The 20,531-nt window shown below is 51.9% G+C and carries 18 protein-coding genes; 12 read left to right on the top strand and 6 right to left on the bottom strand.

Features of this window, described 5'->3' with window-relative positions; all coding sequences use genetic code 11:
• The first annotated feature begins 50 nt into the window (after positions 1–50).
• The 3 genes from BMW46_RS08305 (at position 51) to BMW46_RS08315 (ending at position 1,771) form a co-directional block, all read left to right on the top strand.
• Positions 51–401, top strand: coding sequence for a hypothetical protein (locus BMW46_RS08305; RefSeq protein WP_074707111.1), 351 nt, complete (start codon positions 51–53; stop codon positions 399–401).
• Entirely contained in the window at positions 331–687 is a 357-nt protein-coding gene (locus tag BMW46_RS16030) for a GDCCVxC domain-containing (seleno)protein (RefSeq protein ID WP_442512555.1), read from the top strand. The genes BMW46_RS08305 and BMW46_RS16030 overlap by 71 nt, the downstream gene beginning before the upstream one ends.
• 301 nt (positions 688–988) lie before the next feature.
• Positions 989–1,771: an NAD(P)-dependent oxidoreductase gene (locus tag BMW46_RS08315; protein ID WP_256377007.1), complete on the top strand. Its 783-nt coding sequence runs from the start codon at positions 989–991 to the stop codon at positions 1,769–1,771.
• 31 nt (positions 1,772–1,802) lie between these two features.
• On the opposite strand, the gene ahr is transcribed toward BMW46_RS08315, so the two are convergent.
• The 3 genes from ahr to BMW46_RS08340 all read right to left on the bottom strand — a co-directional run bounded on the left by ahr (position 1,803) and on the right by BMW46_RS08340 (position 5,910).
• Positions 1,803–2,843 (bottom strand): NADPH-dependent aldehyde reductase Ahr, encoded by a 1,041-nt coding sequence (ahr, locus tag BMW46_RS08320; RefSeq protein ID WP_074707376.1) that lies wholly within the window; start codon positions 2,841–2,843, stop codon positions 1,803–1,805.
• A gap of 55 nt (positions 2,844–2,898) precedes the next feature.
• Complete coding sequence (locus BMW46_RS08325) at positions 2,899–4,326, bottom strand: patatin-like phospholipase family protein (RefSeq protein WP_177171064.1); 1,428 nt, start codon at positions 4,324–4,326, stop codon at positions 2,899–2,901.
• 1,005 nt (positions 4,327–5,331) lie between these two features.
• Positions 5,332–5,910, bottom strand: a complete 579-nt coding sequence (locus BMW46_RS08340) for a hypothetical protein (protein ID WP_074707124.1) — start codon at positions 5,908–5,910, stop codon at positions 5,332–5,334.
• Between the two features lie 201 nt (positions 5,911–6,111).
• On the opposite strand from BMW46_RS08340, the gene BMW46_RS08345 reads away from it, so the two are divergent.
• The 4 genes from BMW46_RS08345 to BMW46_RS08360 all read left to right on the top strand — a co-directional run bounded on the left by BMW46_RS08345 (position 6,112) and on the right by BMW46_RS08360 (position 8,759).
• On the top strand, positions 6,112–6,525 hold the full coding sequence (locus tag BMW46_RS08345) for a winged helix-turn-helix transcriptional regulator (protein ID WP_074707127.1): 414 nt from the start codon (positions 6,112–6,114) through the stop codon (positions 6,523–6,525).
• Positions 6,526–6,611: 86 nt separating this feature from the next.
• Positions 6,612–7,175 (top strand): sugar O-acetyltransferase, encoded by a 564-nt coding sequence (locus BMW46_RS08350; protein WP_177171065.1) that lies wholly within the window; start codon positions 6,612–6,614, stop codon positions 7,173–7,175.
• A 108-nt stretch (positions 7,176–7,283) separates the two neighbouring features.
• Positions 7,284–7,721 (top strand): DUF3293 domain-containing protein, encoded by a 438-nt coding sequence (locus BMW46_RS08355; protein ID WP_074707381.1) that lies wholly within the window; start codon positions 7,284–7,286, stop codon positions 7,719–7,721.
• Between the two features lie 111 nt (positions 7,722–7,832).
• Positions 7,833–8,759 (top strand): D-hexose-6-phosphate mutarotase, encoded by a 927-nt coding sequence (locus BMW46_RS08360; protein ID WP_074707130.1) that lies wholly within the window; start codon positions 7,833–7,835, stop codon positions 8,757–8,759.
• A gap of 45 nt (positions 8,760–8,804) precedes the next feature.
• Here BMW46_RS08360 and hrpA read toward each other — a convergent pair whose 3' ends face one another.
• Positions 8,805–12,797, bottom strand: coding sequence for an ATP-dependent RNA helicase HrpA (gene hrpA, locus BMW46_RS08365; RefSeq protein WP_074707132.1), 3,993 nt, complete (start codon positions 12,795–12,797; stop codon positions 8,805–8,807).
• A 518-nt stretch (positions 12,798–13,315) separates the two neighbouring features.
• Here hrpA and BMW46_RS08370 point away from each other — a divergent pair.
• The gene (locus BMW46_RS08370; RefSeq protein ID WP_074707135.1) at positions 13,316–14,734 is read left to right on the top strand and encodes a hypothetical protein; all 1,419 of its coding nucleotides are present in this window, start codon (positions 13,316–13,318) and stop codon (positions 14,732–14,734) included.
• A 180-nt stretch (positions 14,735–14,914) separates the two neighbouring features.
• Positions 14,915–15,079: a hypothetical protein gene (locus tag BMW46_RS15370; protein WP_177171066.1), complete on the top strand. Its 165-nt coding sequence runs from the start codon at positions 14,915–14,917 to the stop codon at positions 15,077–15,079.
• Positions 15,080–15,378: 299 nt separating this feature from the next.
• Here the strand turns inward: BMW46_RS15370 and BMW46_RS08375 are convergent, their stop codons facing one another.
• Complete coding sequence (locus BMW46_RS08375; protein ID WP_074707137.1) at positions 15,379–16,518, bottom strand: TIGR03118 family protein; 1,140 nt, start codon at positions 16,516–16,518, stop codon at positions 15,379–15,381.
• 426 nt (positions 16,519–16,944) lie between these two features.
• Here BMW46_RS08375 and BMW46_RS08380 point away from each other — a divergent pair, with 426 nt between their 5' ends.
• Positions 16,945–17,472: a DUF1269 domain-containing protein gene (locus BMW46_RS08380; protein WP_074707140.1), complete on the top strand. Its 528-nt coding sequence runs from the start codon at positions 16,945–16,947 to the stop codon at positions 17,470–17,472.
• 47 nt (positions 17,473–17,519) lie between these two features.
• On the opposite strand, the gene BMW46_RS08385 is transcribed toward BMW46_RS08380, so the two are convergent.
• Positions 17,520–18,269 carry a hypothetical protein gene (locus BMW46_RS08385; RefSeq protein ID WP_143121435.1) on the bottom strand — a complete coding sequence of 250 codons (750 nt, stop codon included), beginning with the start codon at positions 18,267–18,269 and terminating at the stop codon, positions 17,520–17,522.
• A gap of 263 nt (positions 18,270–18,532) precedes the next feature.
• Between BMW46_RS08385 and tmk the strand changes: the two genes are divergently transcribed.
• Positions 18,533–19,150 (top strand): dTMP kinase, encoded by a 618-nt coding sequence (gene tmk, locus BMW46_RS08390; RefSeq protein WP_074707145.1) that lies wholly within the window; start codon positions 18,533–18,535, stop codon positions 19,148–19,150.
• A complete protein-coding gene (gene holB, locus BMW46_RS08395; RefSeq protein WP_074707147.1) occupies positions 19,147–20,247 on the top strand; it encodes a DNA polymerase III subunit delta' in 1,101 nt (366 codons plus the stop codon). The genes tmk and holB overlap by 4 nt, the downstream gene beginning before the upstream one ends.
• Positions 20,248–20,531 lie beyond the last annotated feature (284 nt).

The raw sequence follows: 20,531 nt of genomic DNA on the forward strand, positions 1-20,531 counted from the left end.
TAACTTACAGTGCTATATTATCTTAGGACCACCCAACAGAGAGATGGCAAATGAAAATTCGCTTATTTTTTGTAATTCTAACAGGCCTGGCTCTCATATCCTGCGCTCACATCGACCCCCATCCCATGGATATGACAAGCGCTATTCGGAACGCAAAAACCAGTAAAGATCATTATGCCCTGGCTCGACACTATCAGGCTGCAGCGGAAACCATGCAGGCGAGGGCAGATGAACAGAAAAGGTGTCTGACCGAATATCGGAAGCACGGATATTACTATGGCAGGAAAACCATTGATGTGAAAGAGCATGCTCAGGCACTCGCTCACATCTATGAGGAAGCTGCGGAGGAAAACAGGAGGATGGCGGAGTCTCACCGTCAGATGGCGGAGGAAGCGAAGTAGTAGAAGCGGCAGTAACTGGAGGGCATGGTGCCACAATTTTTTATCACTCCCGGGAATTCTTTTGACGAATACCGCACTTCTTCTGGAATCGGAACTGACGTGCCCTTACTGTAAGTACGTCAAGCGAGAGATCATGCCAGTTGACGCATGTCAGTTTTATTATGAATGCGAAGACTGCAAGGCGCTGTTGCGGCCTCATCCGGGTGATTGCTGCGTCTTTTGTTCCTTCGGGTCCATTAAATGCCCTCCAGTTCAGATGCAGGCGTGCTGTTCATCCTCCCCTTAGCTTGCCGAAGAACTTGCCCTGACCCTGTCGGAGGGTGAGTCCACCGCTATTATCGGTAAAATCGGTAAAGTTTTTTCAGATAATGCCTGGAAGAGCTAAGCTGATGCTGTCCATGATTTGGAAAAGAGCTCCAAATCGGACTTCAACATCCCGAAGAAGGGACAAACAGGCAGGAAATCAATGAAAGTTGCCATTTGCAGCGCTCAATCCTACGATCGCCAATTTTTACTGGTTGCCAATCGTGATGCTCATCATGAATTGGTGTTTTTCGAGTCGCACCTAATCCCAAGAAATGCGTCGGATGGTGGCAGGTTTCCCCGTCGTGTGCGTATTCGTCAACGACATGTTGGACAACAGAGTGCTGGAAACGCTGGCGGCGGAGGGGACCGATCTCATCGCCCTGCGCTGCGCGGGCTTCAACAACGTCGATATTCAGTCAGCAAGCGCACTGGGAATTCGTGTGGTGCGGGTACCTGCCTATTCGCCGCATTCAGTCGCAGAGCATACAGTCGCGCTGATGCTGACCCTCAATCGCCGTCTTCATCAAGCCTATAATCACATCCGCAATGGGAACTTCACCTTGCAGGGACTGCTTGGCTTTGAAATGCGCAATAAAACTGTCGGTATTATCGGTACCGGCGCATTGGGACCGCGATGGCGCAGATACTGCGCGGCTTCGGTTGCCGCTTGCTGGCTTACGACCTCGCAGCAGAATTCCACATGCACTGAACTGGGAGTCGAATATGTTCCGCTGGAGACGCTCTATGGAGAGAGCGACATCATCACGCTGCATTGTCCACTCAATCCCCAAACGCATCGGTTGATCGACGACACCGCAGTCGAGCGAATGAAACAGGGCATGATGCTCATCAACACCAGCCGTGGAGCTGTTATCGACACCCGAGCAGTGATTGTCGGATTGAAATCCTCGAGAATCGGATATCTGGGACTGGATGTGTATGAGCAGGAAGGTGACTTGTTCTTTCAGGATTTAACCGGCCAGGTGATAGAGGATGATCTTTTTGTACGTCTGCTCACGTTCCCGAATGTGTTGATAAGAGCGCGATGGATCATGTTCGAATGAAGTGACAGTCGAATTGCTAAGAAGCGGCTGATCATGCATTCGCACTTCCTGGCTGCTCCCGATTAAAATTCGCATCCAGGACTATGCGGTAGCGCGCCTTTCCAGCAGCCAGATGCTCCATTGCTTCATTGACACTGCTCATGGGAAAACGCTCTACCTGAGACTGAATGCCGTGACGGGCGGCAAAATCCAGCATATCCGATATCATCGCAGGCCCACCGGTCGGTGACCCTGAAACGTTCTTATGTCCGCTCAGAAGCTCGAAAGCAGGGATGGGCAGGGGTTCGAGCACTGCGCCAACGAGATGCATGCGTCCTTTCGGTTTCAGTGTCTGGAGCAGCAATGCCCAGTCAAGCGGGACATTGACGGTCACCAGCAGAAAGTCGAGCGAGCGTGCCGCCGCGCGAATTTCGCCACTCTTACGGCTGGAGAGAACACGATGGGCGCCGAGTGTACGCATTTCTTCCGCCTTTGAGGGATTGGAAGAGAAAGCCGTAACTTCGCAACCCCAGGCATTCGCAAATTGCAGGGCCAGATGACCAAGGCCGCCAATACCGACGACACCTACATGATCGGTCGGTTTTACATAGGCCGCAAGGGGCGCAAATACAGTAATCCCTCCGCAGAGTAACGGGCCTGCGGAGGAACTTTCAAGCTTCTCAGGTATGGGAATCGCCCACGCCCAGTGCGCGCGCACTTTATCGGCAAAGCCCCCATAATGCCCGATGATTGTCGCGGTGGCTTTTGCACAAAGGTTGTGGTCGCCGGTCATGCATTCATGGCAGTGCATGCAGCTGCCGGCATTCCAGCCAACTCCTACCCGCTGCCCGATTTGCAATCCCCTTACGTGTTCTCCCATCGAGACAATCCGGCCGATGGCCTCGTGTCCGGGAATAACTGGGTACTGCGTGATACCCCAGTCGTTATTCAATATTGAGAGATCGGAATGACAAAGACCGCAATGCTCCACCGCAATTTCCACTTCCTCCGGCGCGAGAGGCCCGGCGTCATATGTGAATGGTTCGAGTTTCTGCTGGGGGCCATGCGCGGCGAATCCGAGAATCTTCGTCATGTTTCTTCCCTTTCTTTTTGGGTGAGCTGCGGCGTGATCCCATGGAATTTTTCCATCAGCAATGCTGTCCCGCAAGTGCGATGCAGCCATGCAACGCTTCCATCAGTCTTTTGAACTCGGGATCTTCGTTAAGTATTTGTTGCCCGACCTTCCGTAGTTTATCTACCGTTTCCCGGGGCAATTCCAGGGTGGTAGGAAGATTTTTGAACCAGTTTCGCTCGTCGGCAGCTTCGATGTATTCAAACGCCACTTCGATCGGAAAGAATTCAATCTGGTGCGGTATAGGAATATCCAACTCGCATCGCGGGCCTTTGCTGGCAGCCAACTCCTTGCAGCCGGATACCAGTCGCATCGATTCGTTGAACTCGTTTACCGTTTGCCGCAACAATTCAAGAGTATCGAATGAATAATTGCCCAACGGGACCACGGCTGCGGCAGTCAGGGTATCAACGAGCCCGGGAACCTCTGGAGTCTGATCCCGCCTAGTGGTGGGGTTTGTGCCGGCATTCACCACGATTACCACAAGTTTGTCCACTTTCTTCTGATTTATCAGGCGAAGCACACTCCAGGAATTATTTAAACTGTTGATTGCCGTGAGCGGCTCCCGCAGCCCGATATTGTCGGCTACGCCGCCATCGGTCAAATGGATGTATTTACGCGGGTTGTGTTCAGTATCGGTATACGAAAGCCTGTTTTCCGCGCGCGCGGCCCGACGTATATTGATGCGCGACTTATGATCCCGAACGGCAAGATCCACCCATTCAGGCTGATGGTAGCCGCATTTGCCCGCATAGTTTTGAAAGGTGAGGGGTGTAAGTCCTCCCGGATACGCCGAGGATGCGGCTGCTGCCCGCCCCAGTGAAATTCCTGACAGGTCGGAGCATAAAAGGTCAAACTGGTCTTGGGTAAAGGGAAATTGTGTTCCCGTCGTCATATCCGTGGCATTCAGGATCACAAAAGGCCGTCGAGCCCGAGCAATTACTTCGGCATATGTGCCTGCTCCAAATACTTCCCGGTCATAAAACTCCGCCGCCAGGTCACTGCGCCCGAAGCTCGCCCCGCCGAGCTTCAATAGCCCCGCTGGAGTCAACGTCGAGTCAATCAATTCGGATTGGATGGATCTGTAGAGGAAGCGATTCGGGAATTCGTCGAAAATCCGTAATCCATACAGGGCGTAATAGGCTGCAGGAAAGCTTCCTCCGGATATCGATGAAATTACATCCACTTCATCCAGCAGCGATATTCTCCGGTTTTCCCATTGGATTTGAGTGTCGCGGAGAGCTTCCAGCACTCCATAAGATAAAGCCGCCGCCCGGGTACCGCCTCCCGAGAAAACCAGAACGACAAACAACTTATCGCTATTGCTTCCTGCCTCCAGTTTTTCGAAACGGTAACCTGAGGAAGGGTCGTGCCTGGCCAAGGGGGGATTTACCTGAAAGGAGCCACATCCACTCAACAATAGGGCTCCAGCAAACACAGCCATGCATGCGCCAAGTCGGATACTCATACCTACCATTTTTTGATAAAGGCAATTTTCATGGGAAGCAGGACAGTGGTTCCCTTAACCATGACTTCGCAAAAGATGGGGTCACAGTCTTCTGGAGGGGCTAAGGTAAATTTATGCGTGCCCGCATCCATCTGCAGGACTTCATTGGTATAGCCGGACAGATCGCCGTCGACATATACCGGCCTCCGAATTGGGTAGCTAACTATTACGAACTCCACACGACTTATTCCTTTCAAGTAGATTGGAGTTATGCGGAAATTCAGGCCCTCGGGAGTGCCTTTATTAACGTATCGAGGAACAGGGTATTAAAAATCTGAGAGAAGATATATTGTTTACTGTTCCATTTTCTCCCACCATTTTTTCTCATTTTCCGCATCATAGATGATACAGGGGCTTTGGTTCAGAGACTATAAGGATTAGCAGCGTTTGCCCGGGGAAGCGAAGGGAATGATGGCAAGCCGTGATTTGAGCTTGAAAGATACTTTCCTGCGAATGACTGGGGACGTGGCCGCGTTCTTGAAAACGAGTTCTGCTCCAGCACGTCCTCATGATGTTATTCTGCGAGCGGAGTTTATTGATCGCGCCAGCTTCCGCCAAATCCGGTCCTATCCTGCTTTTTCTGAATAGAAAGAGAAAGCGGCCAAGTTCTGGCCTGAATCCGGGCCATAAGCTCATCGAATCAAGTTGACGCCTTCAGGGAGGGTATCTGGAGGATGCCCAACAGGAGTGAAGCAAAGCCATTCTTCAGTTCGGGAGGCAGAGAAAAAATCAATGCTTGCAATCTGATCAGCAAGCGTTCGTCTGCACTGAATTTTTGCTTATGAAGGAAGAGAAGCCACGGTCTCCATAAGGCTCAACTACTGATTTAGTTAGCCAGTCAAACGAGCAGGCATGGAAGCTTGGGTTCAAAATCCTCCATGCCATGGCCGATTAAGGAATGCGCGGCAAAGGCCCGGCCCTTATCGCTAAAGCTCTGAGCGCTTATGACCCGCGAGAAGATCTCCATTGCCTCACCCGCTTGGACTGCATGATCTTGTAGCCAAGCAAAGTCAGCAGCAGAGCGGCTATCATCGGTCCGACCGCGGCACGAAAAGTTTTTGCGTAATTGATCATTTCTACGCGCAACGGATATTCGTAGCGCACGGGAGGCACTGCTTCACCGGTTATGAAAACCGTATACTCCCCTTTGTCCAGGGCGGTTTCCCCCTTGATCACTCCATCGGGGTGATAGCTGGGCCTGACATAAGATACCGTTTCATCTTCTGTTTCATTGCTTCCTCTTACAATTCGCATTCCGATGGGAATATCCCGTAATGCGGGATCCACCAGGTCAACCACCAGAAACGTGTTTCCTCCTTTGGGAATTTCGGTGCAGTATTGATCTGAAGGCTCATACTGCGGCTGATAGGCGCTTAAATGAACCATGCTGCTGTCGCCAAGCCGTCGCATGCAGCTATCTTCCTCCATCGAGACTTTTCCATGAGCGGTCGCCGAACCGCTGTACAACGTTGCTACAAGGACAAGAATCGAGGTACCGGCTTGTATCGCTTGCTTCATCATCTACTCCTCTTGATTTGTATTTGCTTGCCGCTGCCTTTCAGCCTCATATCGTCCATCCAAAAAGCCGTAACCTTCCCTGGATGAGCTATAACGCGTTAGCCATATGAGAAATAAAGCCGTTCCGAGCTGAAAAAAATTATATTGGCAACCCCAGATAGAGTCTCAATCCTCGTATTTGGTTGCATATTGAAAGTATAATAAATGAATCGTATCGGGAAAATCAAACATAATGTGAGCATGACTAAAGACCAGAACAAGCGTTCTTCCTGTCCCGTTAGCTGCGCACTGGATATATTGGGTGACAAATGGACTTTGCTTGTCATTCGCGACATACTGTTCAAGGACAAGCAGCATTTCCGGGATTTTCTCGCTTCACCCGAAAAAATTGCATCCAATATTCTTTCAGATCGTCTGAAAAAGCTGGAGGAGTGCAATATCATTTCAAGGCAGCGCGACCCCCTTAATGCAAGAAGAGTCATTTATACGCTCACGGAAAAAGGAAAAGATTTATCCCCGGCTCTTCATGCGCTCATCCACTGGGGCGCCAAGTATGACCCCGAGAGCAATAAACAACCATGCTCCATGCAGCATACCGGCAGAATGTCCGAAACCTGACTGAAGTGGCAGCGCCGGATGTTTCCTCGAGAAAGCTTTCTCTTTCTTTCCGAAGCTTATTCAAACGCCTGTATTGAATAGATGACATGATCGATAAGACCGAAAAGCAGAAAATGCTGAATGGAGAACTCTATCGCTCCAGCGATCGACTGCTGGTCGAGGAAAGAAAGCGTGCCAAAAGATTAGCGAAGGCTTTCAATGACAGCCTTCCGGACGAGACTGAAAAACGATCTGCAATTTTGGGGGAACTGCTCGGAGCATCGGGGTCAAACCTCCATATCGAGCCTCCCTTTTATTGCGACTACGGTTACAACTTCCTGGTAGGGGATAACTTCTACGCCAACTTCAATTGCATCGTACTGGATTGCGCGCAGGTCAGCATGGGGCATAATGTCTTTCTGGGTCCGGCCGTGCAGATCTATACTGCAGCCCATCCCCTTGCGGCGAAGGACCGTGATACCGGCCTGGAAGCCGCTAAACCCATTACCGTGGAAGACAGCGTCTGGATTGGCGGTGGAGCGATCATCAATCCCGGTGTCACGATCGGACGGGGCACGACGATCGGATCGGGAAGCATTGTTACCAGAAATATTCCCGCAAACGTTTTCGCTGCAGGAAATCCTTGCAGGGTGATACGTCACCTTTCATAAGAAGAAACTCTTCCTGCACAGCTTGCAACTTACCCTGCCTACCCTGCATCAATGGGTAAATGTAGCACTCATAAAGGCTTGGGGATGGGAAGCTTCGCCGGAGATACCATGTCATACACTGAAATCCCTGATGATCTCATTTATGTCTATCGCTCGGCTTACTATCGGGCGGGCTTAGGCCATGAGGCAATAACGTTGCATGTGGACCAGTATTCCGAGCCCCTGGCAAGGCTTTTAGCAGCATCTGGCCATCGTTGTGCCGCATTCATCACCGCCTGCAATCCCTTCGGTGCGGCGGAAAGTCATGAAATGAACATGAAGGCATGTCTGGATCTCCGGAAGAGCCTTGAGCGGTATGTTGCCAAGCAGAGCCAGATTATCGAAGGTGAAGGCATCGACCCTGCCGGAGCGTGGGCGGCGGAAAAAAGCTTTCTCGTGCTCGGACTGAATCTGGAGACAACTAAGGCGCTTGGAAAGGAATTCGGGCAAAATGCGGTTGTCTGGATAGGTACGGAAGCAATTCCAAAGCTCGTTCTGCTTCGCTGATCGACTTGGGTCAGCAGGTCGATCAGCATAAACAGCTGGTGATGACAAAATGTTCAGGTGCCATTATGATCCTCTTCTACGAGGCATCTCCAGAAGCGAATAAGGAATGAAATGAATATAGAAGAGTTGAATAAAAACCATGGGATCGACGGGCAGGTCAAATTCATGGAGGGGGCAGGAGGATTCCCCTTTATCATGGTCGATAATGCCAAGGGTGGCGCAGTGATCTCTGTTTATGGAGGACAGGTATTGTCTTTTCAGCCTGCAAATGAGCAGAACCTGATGTTCCTGAGCGAAGCTGCATATTATGAGGCAGGTAAAGGTATCAAGGGCGGCGCCCCCATCTGCTGGCCCTGGTTCGGCCCGGATCCGGAACAGCAAGGGCGTCCTGTACATGGTTTTGTGCGTAACCGGCTCTGGAACGTCATTAAAACGGAAGCCACCGGAAATGGCGATAGCAAGGTGACGCTCGGTTTGACCGACACAGCGGAAACAAGGGCTATCTGGCCGCATTCGTTCAATCTGGATCTCGAAGTCACAGTGGGAGAATCCCTGAATCTTGAATTGATCACGCGAAATAAAGATACCGCGCCTTTTTCAATCACGCAGGCTCTGCATACCTATTTCAAGGTCGGGCATATCGATCGGATCACCATTCTCGGTCTTGAGGGGGTCGCGTATCTCGATAAAGTCGACAACTACGCTCAAAAAACCCAAGCAGGTGCGGTAACGATCAATTCCGAAGTCGATCGCATTTACCAGGATGTGCAGAAAGAGTTGGTGATCGATGATATTGCTTATGATCGCCGGATTCGCATTCAATCGAGCGACAGCAGGACTGCTGTCGTATGGAATCCCTGGGCGAGAATTTCTGGACAGATGGGCGACCTGAAGGATGACGACTACGAACGCTTTGTTTGCGTTGAAACCGCAAATGCGGGGTCAGAAGTGGTGGAAATTGCTCCCGGCGGAGAATGCAGAGTAGCCGCAAACTACCTGATAGAGCGGAATATTCCCGAGCTGAAACCGGCCGCTTAATTGAACACTGCTCCGTCTACATGTCGAGGAAATAGGCTCCAACCATCAAACTGTTAAATTGACTTCCTCCCATAATTTCTGAAGCCGTTTGACCGAAACAGGGTAGGGTGTTTTCAGTTCCTGGGCAAACAGTGAAATCCGCAGTTCCTCGATCTGCCAGCGGAATTCAACGAGCTTGGGATCATCGGTTCCCGCCTTGCGATGTTTTTCAAGGCGCTGTTCATACCGGTTCCATAATCCGGCAATGGCGGCCGCGTGATGCGCATCGCGCTCGGGATTGGCGCCATACTTATCCAGGCGGAGGATCATGCCTTTCAGGTAACGCGGTAAATGCTGCAAGCGTTCCCAGGGGGTGGCGCTCAAAAATCCCGGATAAACGAGGTTGCGGAGTTGGATCATCAAGTCGGCTCCAGGGTTACCGGCACTACCGCCACTTGCTGCGCCGGTTTTTTGCACGCCAACCTTGCCCGCTCCTCCGATTGAAGAAACCCTCGCCATGAATGACTGGTACTCGCTGGCGACGTTTTGCACGATGCGAACCAGAGCCTCAGCCACGGCAGGCAGTCGCGTGCGGGCACGCTGGCGCTGGGCGACAAATTCCTTTTCACTGCGGGGCAGCGCATCATCTGCAATAAAAGCGCGGTCTGCGACCGCATTCAATATATCTTTCTTGAGCTGGTCAGGCTTGATGAGTGTGTGCAGTTGAAAGGCCGCCTGTGCCAGATATCTGCCCTTTCCACCCTTTGCCCCCTGTCCTGACAGATCTTTTTCCAGCTGTTTCATTTGCTCCTTCAGCTCGAAGCGCAGCAATTGACGCACACCGCCACGCATGCTGAGCTCTGCCGCTTCGCGCGTGTCGAACAGGCGAATCGATACTTTTCCATCCCGTTCGGCGAGAGCAGGGAAGCCGATCATGTTCTTGCCCGCGCGGTTGAAGGTGATTTCCTGCGGCAGATCACCGAAATCCCAGTGTTTTACATCGTCGCGTTCAAGGGGATTATGCTCTCCCGACTCGGAGCGGGAGAACATCAGTTGTGCCGCTTGCCCGAGCTGCGCTTTCAATTGCCCAAGATCCCGGTTCATTGCCAGCTCTTGCCCCGCATCATCCACGATTCTGTAGTTCATCATCAGATGCGGAGGCGGTTTTTCGTCCCGCCAGGCATCCGGTGGAACGGTAATGCCGGTTTTGATCCGGATAAAGCGGGCCAATGTTTCGGTCAGAAGTGACGGAGAGGGTTCAGACGGCGAAGTTGCTGCTGCATGTTCCGCACTTTCCAGAAACTGCGTTACAAACTCCGGGACCGGTACAACGTAGCGGCGTATCTGCTTGGGGAGTGCCCGCAGATACCAGGTTATCTTTTCGCGGACCAGCCCTGGGACGAGGCTGTCGAATTGCGTCGCATCCAGCCTGTTCAGCAGTGGCAACGGTACGGTAATGGTGACTCCGTCCAACACGTGTCCAGGATCGAAGCGATAGGTAAGTGACAGGTGGAAGCCATCTATGAGCATGGTATCGGGAAACCGCTCTTCCGTTACGCTCTGCGCGGTATGGCGCATCAGGTATTCTTTGGGAATGTAGAGCAAGCGCGAATTCTCACGCTCGGCCTGTCTGCGCCATTTCTCGAAAGCTGCGCCGTTGCTGATCCCCTCGGGGATGAGTCCATCGTAGAACGCGAAAATTTCCTGTTCGTCCACCAGCACATCCGGCCGGCGGGTTTTATGTTCGAGAGCGGCAACATTGGCGATAAGCTCATGGTTGTGCTCAAAAAAAGGGGCCTGGGTAATGTATTCCCCTGCTACGAGGGCCGAGCGTATGAAAATCTCTCGTGCCTCTCTCGGGTTGATATTGCCGTAGTAGACACGCCGCTTCGGTACTACTGTCAATCCATACAGGGTCACCCGCTCGAATGCCGATACCTGCGCTGATTTCTTCTCCCAGTGCGGGTCGAAATAATGCTTCTTGCAAAGCTTTCCACCGATCCTTTCCACCCAGGCAGGATCGATTTTCGCTACACCTCGACCATAAAGCCGGGTGGTTTCCGTCAGCTCTGCAGCGACGACCCATTTGGGTTTGGCCTTTTTCAGCACGGAACCTGGGAAAATCGAAAACCTGACGCCGCGCGCTCCGAGGTATTCGTTATCCTCGTCGATCTTGAAACCGATATTGCCGAGCAACCCCGCGAGAAGCGCCCGATGCATTTCATCGTAGTTCGCCACTATCTCGTTGGGCTTCAACCCTGTTTCCACTACCAACGTATGCAATTGACCGTGGACTTCACGCCACTCCCGCATTCTGCGATACGACAAAAAGTTTTCCTGGCATTGCTCGATCAACTTGCGGTTGGATTTCTTATGCTTGAGCAGGTCATCAAAGAAATCCCACAACTTCAGATAGCTCAGAAAATCGGAGCGCTCATCCTGGAAGCTTTGGTGGGCCCGGTCTGCGGCTTCCTGCCGCTCGAACGGACGGTCTCGTGGGTCCTGCACGCTCAGGGCAGAGGCGATGATGAGCACCTCGCGCAGGCAGTTTTCCTCCTTCGCTGCCAGGATCATGCGGGCAATCCTGAGGTCGATGGGAAACCTGGCCAGCTGCCAGCCGATGCTGGTAAGGGTGTTACTCTCATCCACCGCGCCGAGCTCAGTCAGTAATTGATAGCCGTCCGCAATCATGCGTGGCAGGGGCGGTTCGAGGAAAGGAAAATTCTCGATGGATCCAATTTTGAGAGATTTCATGCGTAAAATCACCGCGGCCAGCGAAGAGCGCAGGATTTCCGGATCGGTGAATTCCGGGCGGGCAAGATAATCCTGCTCCGAATAAAGTCGGAAACAGATACCGCTCATCACCCGGCCGCAGCGTCCCGCGCGCTGATTAGCGGACGCGCGTGAAATTTTCTCCACCTGCAACTGTTCCACCTTGTTGCGATAGCTGTAGCGCTTGATGCGTGCCACGCCGGTATCGATCACGTAGCGAATGCCGGGAACGGTCAGTGAAGTTTCCGCCACGTTGGTGGCAAGCACGATGCGCCGCAAGCTACTGCCATCAGGCTTGAAAACCCGTTCCTGGTCGTCATAGGACTGGCGCGCGAACAATGGCAGAATTTCGGCACCAGCGCGGCCCGTGCCGGGCCCACCAAAAGCATGCTTGCGCAGCGCCTCCGCGGTATCACGGATTTCCCGCTCGCCAGGCAGGAACACCAGCACATCACCCGGCCCACAGCGATTGATTTCATCCACCGCATCAAGGATAGCCTGCTCCATGTCGCCTTCATCCCTGTCCCTATCCTTTTGTTTATCCTTCTGCCCGTCCTTATCTTTATCCCTGGTCCTGTTCCCGGCCTTGTCTTCATTCCGATCTTCCGCGATGACGGAAGCAGGGCGAGCCGGGGCCTCGATGGGACGATAACGTACCTCTACCGGATACATGCGGCCGGATACTTCAATGACAGGCGCGTTATCGAAATGCGCGGAGAAGCGTTCGGCATTGATGGTCGCGGAAGTAACGATCAGCTTGAGATCCGGCCGGTGCGGCAGCAGTTGCTTGAGATATCCGAGCAGAAAATCGATGTTCAGGCTGCGTTCGTGCGCCTCATCGATGATGATCGTATCGTAGGCAAGCAGATTCGGATCGCCTTGCGTCTCCGCCAGCAGAATGCCGTCTGTCATGAGCTTGACATACGTTTCCGGACTCACCTTGTCCGAAAAGCGCACCTTGTACCCTACCGCATGCCCCAAGGGACTCTTAAGTTCTGAAGCGATTCGTGCCGCCACGGTCCGTGCCGCGATACGACGAGGCTGCGTATGCCCGATCATCGCATGCACGCCCCGTTCGAGTTCAAGGCAGATTTTCGGCAATTGCGTGGTCTTGCCCGAACCGGTTTCACCGCTGATGATCACCACCTGGTTTTCCCGAATCGCCTGCGCGATCTCCTGCCGTAGAGCTACTACCGGGAGCTCTTCCGGATAAGCCGGCTTCGGCAGGTTAGCCAGGCGCCATTCAAAATTCCTGCTCTTGGCGCTAACGATAGGAGAATTCTTCATGACATTTAAATCAATTGATCTGTTTTTCTGATGTGTTTTCGTAAAAGAGGTGAAGCAAAGCGCAGCCCATCAATAACGACGATTGTCCTTACCTCATCCACAAATACTACGGATACCGATAAGACATGTAGGATATCGATAAGACATGTATAAGCTCCAGTTTTGGATGCACAAGCAACAAAAAGCTTGATTTCTTATGCCCATCAGCTATGTTTAATGGTGGGAAGACTATTCATTTGATGCGAGAGCATAACCAGCCGCTATGCTTGTTGCAGCAACAGAGGATATTCGGAGCCCTGGATACATAAACTGCTGTAAACTGTACTGAACCAGTTTTTCCATCGGCTCTCATGACAGTGGTTTGTGAAGAGGTCTTCCATGCCTGGAAATCGTTTCCAGGCACAAGGAACATAAGAAAGATCCTGCATGTGAATTCTCCCTCCCTTCGCTGCTTTCCCCGAATGGGCTGATCAAGTATTAAAAAATAACCGATAGCGGACATAGAAACCGACCCAACCATGCGAGCTACCATCCAGTTCAGTCAGCCAGACAAGAAATTCGACATTCTACAAAAGCTGTTCAGCTTCGTTAAAGGTTTCAAAAATCTGCGCCAGCACATTCTGGAGCAGGGCATATTGCTGGAAAGGTTGAATTCAGGCGAAATAGAGAATGTGCAGCGGGCACTTGCAGGTATAAATTACCTGGAGGCCAGGGTTATAGACAACTCGGTGCGTATTTTCGTCACCGAGGGGGAACTTCGCGCGCTGTTCGACCTGATGATGCCTGTTTCCCGCAAACAGAATGATTTTTCCCGAATCTTGTGGGAACGTGGCTTTACGATTGAAGAGCTGTCGCAGGATCAGGCGGAAAACCTGAGGAATCAGTTTTCGGCCATCGCCACCGTGACCATCGGTCCGGATGTTCCACGGACCAAGATTTATACTGTTAGCGGGCAGATTTTTCAGGAAGATGGAGCGCCGCTGTGCGCAAGCGGCTTTACCGTTTGCGCATTCGATGCGCTCTCGGTGAATACATTTGTGCGGTGTGGCGCAATAAGCGCGGTTCAGGATGATGGATTCTACCGTATCGACTATGCCTGGCGTTCGAATGGACGAAAGGGTCCTGATCTGCTTGTGCGAGTATTCGATCCGGAGGGCGGCATTGTAGCTGAAGCAAGGAAGAACCCGGCTGCGATTCAGGAGTTTCTCGATATCACAGCTAAAACGCTTTGCATCCTTCGGGGCACAATTCGCCAAATGGATGACTTCCCGCTTCCTCATCTCCTCGTCCGTGCATTTGATCGAGACATGCGATCAGAGACATTGCTGGGTCAGGCAATCACGGATGCAGAAGGAAGCTATCAGATTACATATAGCACAAACAAGCTCCGGATGAAGGACAAAGCGGATCTGATCGTGCGCGTTTTCGAACCGTCCGATAGCGAAGGCAAAGAAACAGGAGATGAGATTGGATTTTCAGAAATCATATTCAATGCTCCACTACAGCAAGCGGTCGACCTGGAGATCAAATCAGGAAAATTCCGGGGACCCTCCGAGTATGAGCGATATATTGCTGCGCTGAAGCTGCTTATTGATGGTGAATCTGTTCACCAATTGACCGATAAGGATTTAAGTTTCCTTGGAGGTAAGACAGGCATTCCGCTGGAGCACCTGAATTATCTTCGGCTGGATGACGAATGGTGTTTTCATTACAGCGTGGAACCGGGTGTGGTCTATAGCCTATTACGTCAGGGACTGCCCGCTGACCTGCAGCACCTGTCGACTGAAAAACCAACTCGTCTGCAAGAGGCGCTCCAGGTGTCCCTGTCGCACAACATCGCCCCTGCAGCACTTGCCGATAAGGTTGATCAGGCCATAAAGCCGCTTCTCTCCCTTGCCGATTCGATGGTCTTTGAGCTTGAAAGAAGGGCAAAATAAGCAACTCCCATAGACATGGACGGCGGCCTGTTTAACCGGATTCCATTCAGCCGGAGCTATATAGAGCTTCAAGCGCTCCTTCTCCAGCATTTTCGCGGCGAGGGTCTATAGTTATATTGTCTATATAAGGATAGCCGGATATCTGCTTCAGCGGAATCTGCTTGTAAAAGGCTGTGTGCCATGACCCTTCGCATTCGCACCAAACGGATTTTGTCTATCTCATTTATGATATTAGGCGGAATACTGATGTTCTTCGCGCCGGAAGATATTTGGATCGGCGCACTTCTCTTCATCCTTGGTCTGGGCATCGAAATTGCGGGACTCGCCCTCGGACACAACAAATAACAAACCAAGTATTGAATTATTGCTATCCAGGATTCTGGAAAAGGAGTATCGATCTCGCAAAGGAGTATCGAGCTCGCGCACTCAGGCGAGTCCATGGCCAACAGGGGCAGATTGATCGGGACAGATCAAGTTCCGGAGCATAAAAAAACCCGAAGACGTTATCGACTTCGGGTTTAAAGTTTCCACTTACAAAGGAGGGATCACTTGTCCAACAGCTTATATGATAAAACTGTTACAAATAAAGTCAAGAATAAAGTGCAGGAAATTGAGGCGCCGTGATCCCTCCGTTCATCAAAACTTCATCCCAGTGTGCGACGCCTCATCAGCAGCGTTAATGCACCCAGTCCCGCCAGCATCATTGCGTAAGCGGAAGGCTCAGGGACGGGTGTGAGGACGCCAAACAAACCGTGGGTTTCGTCATCCGGTCCCGCCGTGAAGTACAGCAGATGACTGCTGCCTGCCATGGTATCGTTGCCCGGTGAAATGGACCACAAACCGTCAATCACTACAGGATGATTGTTGGCATCGAGCACCTGGCCGAGAAAAGTATGCGTATTGGGGTCGTAGATATTGATATGACCGTCACCGAAATTTCCTACCAGTAGATCACCGGCAGCGGAACCAAACGAAGAAGGCGCTACAGCCAACCCCCACGGCGCATTCAAGGTTCCGCCGGATGCAACGCGCGTAACGAAATCGCCGTTCAACGTGTATTGGTCGACAAAACCCAGCCCCGCCCCGGCCACTTCGTCATCCTTGGTTGCATTCTGCAGGGCATAGGTCACATACAGCGATCCGTTGAGGTTCTGGACATTGAAAGGAGCGTATCCACTGGGAAGGCCGGGATCGATAAACGAACCGGACAGTGAGGGCGCACCGACATCTCCCTTGTGAACATCCACCGTGCCCGCTTTGAAGTTGGCCGCGTAAAGATAATCGTGCCCCCCGGTGTTGCCGATAGCTGCGCCCTTATAGCTGTTGTTCGAAGATGCCGACACCAGTGTCTCTGCCGGTATCAAACCCGTCGTACCCAAGGTGGGACGCCAGCCTGAAACTGTGCCATCTTCGCTTACGAACAGAAAGCGATTGTCCCCAAATGATGATGTACTGTTGAATACCTGCCCAGTCACGCTACCCTCGCCCGGGATGGAAACTGTCAAGGGTCGCTGGACAGTCGCTTGTGTTGCTGGATTCACGCCATACAGACGGACTGTTCCGCCATCAGTCGAAGAAACCCAGAAGGGCCCGCCAGGAGCATAGGACATTCCCCACGCATTCTTGAGACCGGTGTCGGTAATCTGGGCGGCATGAGCAAGCTGATCATCCGTCACAAGATTGGTGGGTGTGAATGTAACCGCCCCGGCTGGAATGGCCAGCAGGGATGCCACGACGCCTGCTGTTGCTGCAAGTGAAGGCAAATAGGATCGAATCTGTCGCATGATATTTCCCCTAAAATATTAATAAGAAAGAATTTCAGTGCCACGCAGTCAGCTTCTGTCCCTCTTTGCCCCTTATCTGTCTCCTGTTCCTCTTCCGAATAGAAGTGGCCCGGCGAGTCGGGTACAACAACACATAAACTCACCGCCACAGATCTATCATTTTCTGGGGCTCGATTGGATTTAACACAAGTCGTGTGATGAAACTGTTTTGATTACATAAAGAATTCGTGAAATTTCAGCGTGTTTTTTCCGAAATCGTCAGCACCGGCTCATGCCGTCAACCTGGAATTCTGCCGGGACCGGGGAAGAAGAAGCTGGAGAAATTCCTTGCGATCAGGGTTTGCCTTGATGCCGGGGAAACCAAAGTGGTACATGCGGTATCATAGGTAATAAGCACGACATCAAATACGATTGAAAGGAGACACCATGTCGAATCTGGTGGTAATAGGATTTGAAAACCCGCAAAAAGCGGAGGAAGTTTTGTGGCGGCTCAGGTCGCTGAAAAGGCAGCATCTGATTGATCTTGAGGATGCTGTGGTCGTCGTTCGTGACGAACAGGGTGAGATAAACCTCAAGCAAAGTATAAATCTTACCCATTATGATACGTCTGCCGGTCTGCTGTCCGGCGGGCTTCTGGGGGCTTTTGTCGGAATGCTTTTCCTCAACCCCGCAGCCGGATTACTCATCGGAAGCATGATTGGAGCAGGTGCGGGAGCCTTGTCCGGTTCTCTTACGGATTATGGTATTTCGGATGATTTCATCAAGTCATTAGGTGAAACCATCCCCCTTAATTCGTCGGCGCTCTTCATCCTTGCGCGAAAAGTGGAGCCGGAAAAAATCCTGACTGAACTCGGCGAGCTCAGGGGCAAGGTTTTGAGCACCAATCTCTCACGAGACCAGGAACAGCGATTAAAGGAAGTGCTTGGGAGGCCGCCCAGGACAACAGCCCCTTGAAGGGTATGGGCAAAGCCATGAGCAGGTCGTTGCACAACCAGTCCCGGTCACGGTTGTTCCGGGGCGGGGAGGGAACTCCTGGAAGATCCGGTCTCCGAGCGCCCTTCGCGCCTGGCTCTGACTTCCTTGGTATCCAGATCCAGGATACGCGGATCCTTTGCAGGCGAATCGGTGGGAAACTGCTCCTCGATCGGCGATTCTTTTGCCTTTGCATGACTCCCTGTATCCTTATCTTCCATACTCTTGGCTTTAGCCGATTCACTCGCGTCGGGTTTCGCCTTCGCACTGCCGGTATCTCGGGCACTCTCTCCCCCGCTCCTTGCGGGCCTATCATATTTTGCCTTCAAGTCGTTGCTGATCGCAGCATAATTGCGATATTCGTTCTGCATCTGTGATTGCAGTTGCAAATATTGAACGCTATAAGCCACGCGGGCGTTTTCCAGTTGCTGTAACCGGATTTCCAGCTGGCGCCTGTTATGGGAATTGTCCTTGGCTTCGACGGTCTTTGCTGCCAGAGATACTTCCTGGATTTTTTGATTCAATAGCTTGAACAAATGTGCCATGTTATTTGCAGCAGCACTATAGCGCCGATGGTGCAATTGCATCTTCTCGAATTCAGTCAATGGCTGCCCCCGCGGACGCGAAGCAGACTCAGTCGTGTTCGGGGCCGGTCTGTCCTGCTGATTTCGTTCCGCCGGCTGGGCAGCAGCGCTGGAAACACCCGAAATCAAGGTGCCGAGCATCAGTGCAAATAAAAGTGCCCAGCGTGCGAATAAGCTTCCTATATCATCAGTCATGAAATGAACTCCTGATCGCCTTTTGTATTTGCGCTTTCTGTGTGTGTTTTGTACATCCTGCGAAACAGTATAACGCTTACCCGTATCCGGCATGTCCGGCTTGCGGTTTCTTTTTTTCAGTCCGGCCAAGCAGGCTTGTAACTACTACCTTCCATAAGTATAAGTTAAACTCGCCTTGAAGCAGGCTCTGTCCGGCATGCTTCTTTCCGGCTTACGAGCCAATGTATTGCCAATATCGTAATTTTCAGGAATGACATCATAATATGAGGGGCAAATTCATCACTCTGGAAGGCATTGACGGTGCGGGTAAGACGACGCATCTCCGGTGGCTAGAGCATTTCCTGAAGGAAAGAGGAAAAAAAGTGATTGTTACGCGCGAACCCGGCGGCACTCCCTTGGGGGAAGCGTTGCGCGGCATCCTGCTCGACAGCCGGCAAACGATGCATGCGGAGACCGAGGCGCTGCTGATGTTCGCCGCACGGCGCGAACATCTGGACAAGGTCATCCTGCCTGCCTTAAGCCGCGGCGACTGGGTAATATCGGATCGTTTCACCGATGCCAGCTTTGCCTATCAAGGCGGGGGAAGGGGACTATCCCTGCAGAAATTGAATGAACTCGAATGCTGGGTGCAGGGAGAGTTTCAGCCGGATGTTACCCTTTATCTCGATGTGTCTATCGCATCGGGAAGGCAGCGAACCAGCAATATCAAGCAGGCGGACCGGTTTGAAAAAGAACAGGATGAATTTTTCCGGAGAGTACGAGAAGCGTATCTGGAGCGGGCAAAAAAATTCCCTGAAAGAATACGGGTGATAGACGCCAACCAGTCTCTGGAGAATGTCAGGAGGTCAGTTGAAAAAAGTATTGCAACGATTTGCGCATGAGTAATATTTATGGATGGCAGGAAGAAGTCTGGCGGAAACTTACGGGTACGCTGGGCCACGCCCTGCTGTTACGAGGCAGAAAGGGACTGGGCAAGCTTGCTTTTGCCCGCTATCTGGCGAAGTCCAGACTCTGTGAAAATCCCTCCGTCGAAGGAAAGGCGTGCGAGGTCTGTGCAAGCTGCCACTGGTTTGAGCAAGGCAGTCACCCGGATTTCTGCCTTGTCGAGCCCGAAGCAGTCACGGCAACGTCCGTCTCGGGAGAGGGAGCCAGTGAGGAGGGTGTGGAAACCGGAGATGAGGCAGAGACTCAATCTCTTTCCAAGGCAGTGAATCAGGCCACCAGCAAGTCCACAAAAAAACCCAGCAGACAGATAAGTATCTCGCAAATACGGGAGCTAGGCGACTTCGTCAATATCACCAGCCATCAGAACGGCTATAAGATCATCCTGATCCATCCGGCGGAAACCATGAATCCGGCTGCTGCCAATGCCCTTCTAAAGAATCTGGAAGAGCCGCCGCTCCAAACGTTGTTCATACTGGTAACGCATCAGGCACAGTATTTATTGCCCACGATCCGCAGCCGTTGCCGCCAGATCGCCATGCCAGTCCCCGACGCGGCCTCCGCAGCACTGTGGTTAAAACAGCAGGGTGTCAAAGCGCCTGAAAGATGCCTGGCCTCGGCTGGCTACTCTCCCCTGACCGCACTGGAATTCGCGAATGAAGATTATCTTGTGCGGCACAGCGCTTTCATCCAGCAAATCAGCACTCCATCAAGTTTCGACGTGCTGGGACTGGCAGAGGAAATGCAGAAATCGGATCTTGTCATGGTGGTCAGCTGGCTGCAAAAGTGGTGCTACGATCTGATGAGTTTTCGTATGGCGCAGAAGGTCCGCTATCATCTGGACATGCGTGCGCAAATAAAATCCCTGGCATCCGGGCTTGATCCGTATTCAATGGCAGCTTATTTGCGGGCCCTGGATAAAACGCAGCAGCTTGCCCGGCATCCACTCAATCCAAGATTATTTCTGGAAGAACTGCTGTTTTCCTATGTGACGGTGCTGTCCGGGGAATTCAGGAATCGGGGCAAGGCCGGCTGACAGAAAGTATCTGACAGAAGTTTGCCATGCCTGCTTCTGGAATAGATCATGAACAATCCTTGATATCCTTCTCATCCTTCCGCGGAATATCGCAATCAACCTACAGCTCTGGAGTATTGCACGTTAATCGGAGATCGAATTACGTGTTATGCCGTGCATCAGGTCTCAAAAGACAAAAGCTGGTCTTTTCTCATAGCCTTCGCCGAGTCTCATCTTTAGTACTAGTATAGTGATATACTAGTACTATCACTAGTGGCTATTATATCGTTTATTTATACTAGTAT

Origin of the sequence: Nitrosospira multiformis, from assembly GCF_900111585.1 — a bacterium.
Lineage (GTDB): Bacteria > Pseudomonadota > Gammaproteobacteria > Burkholderiales > Nitrosomonadaceae > Nitrosospira > Nitrosospira multiformis_B.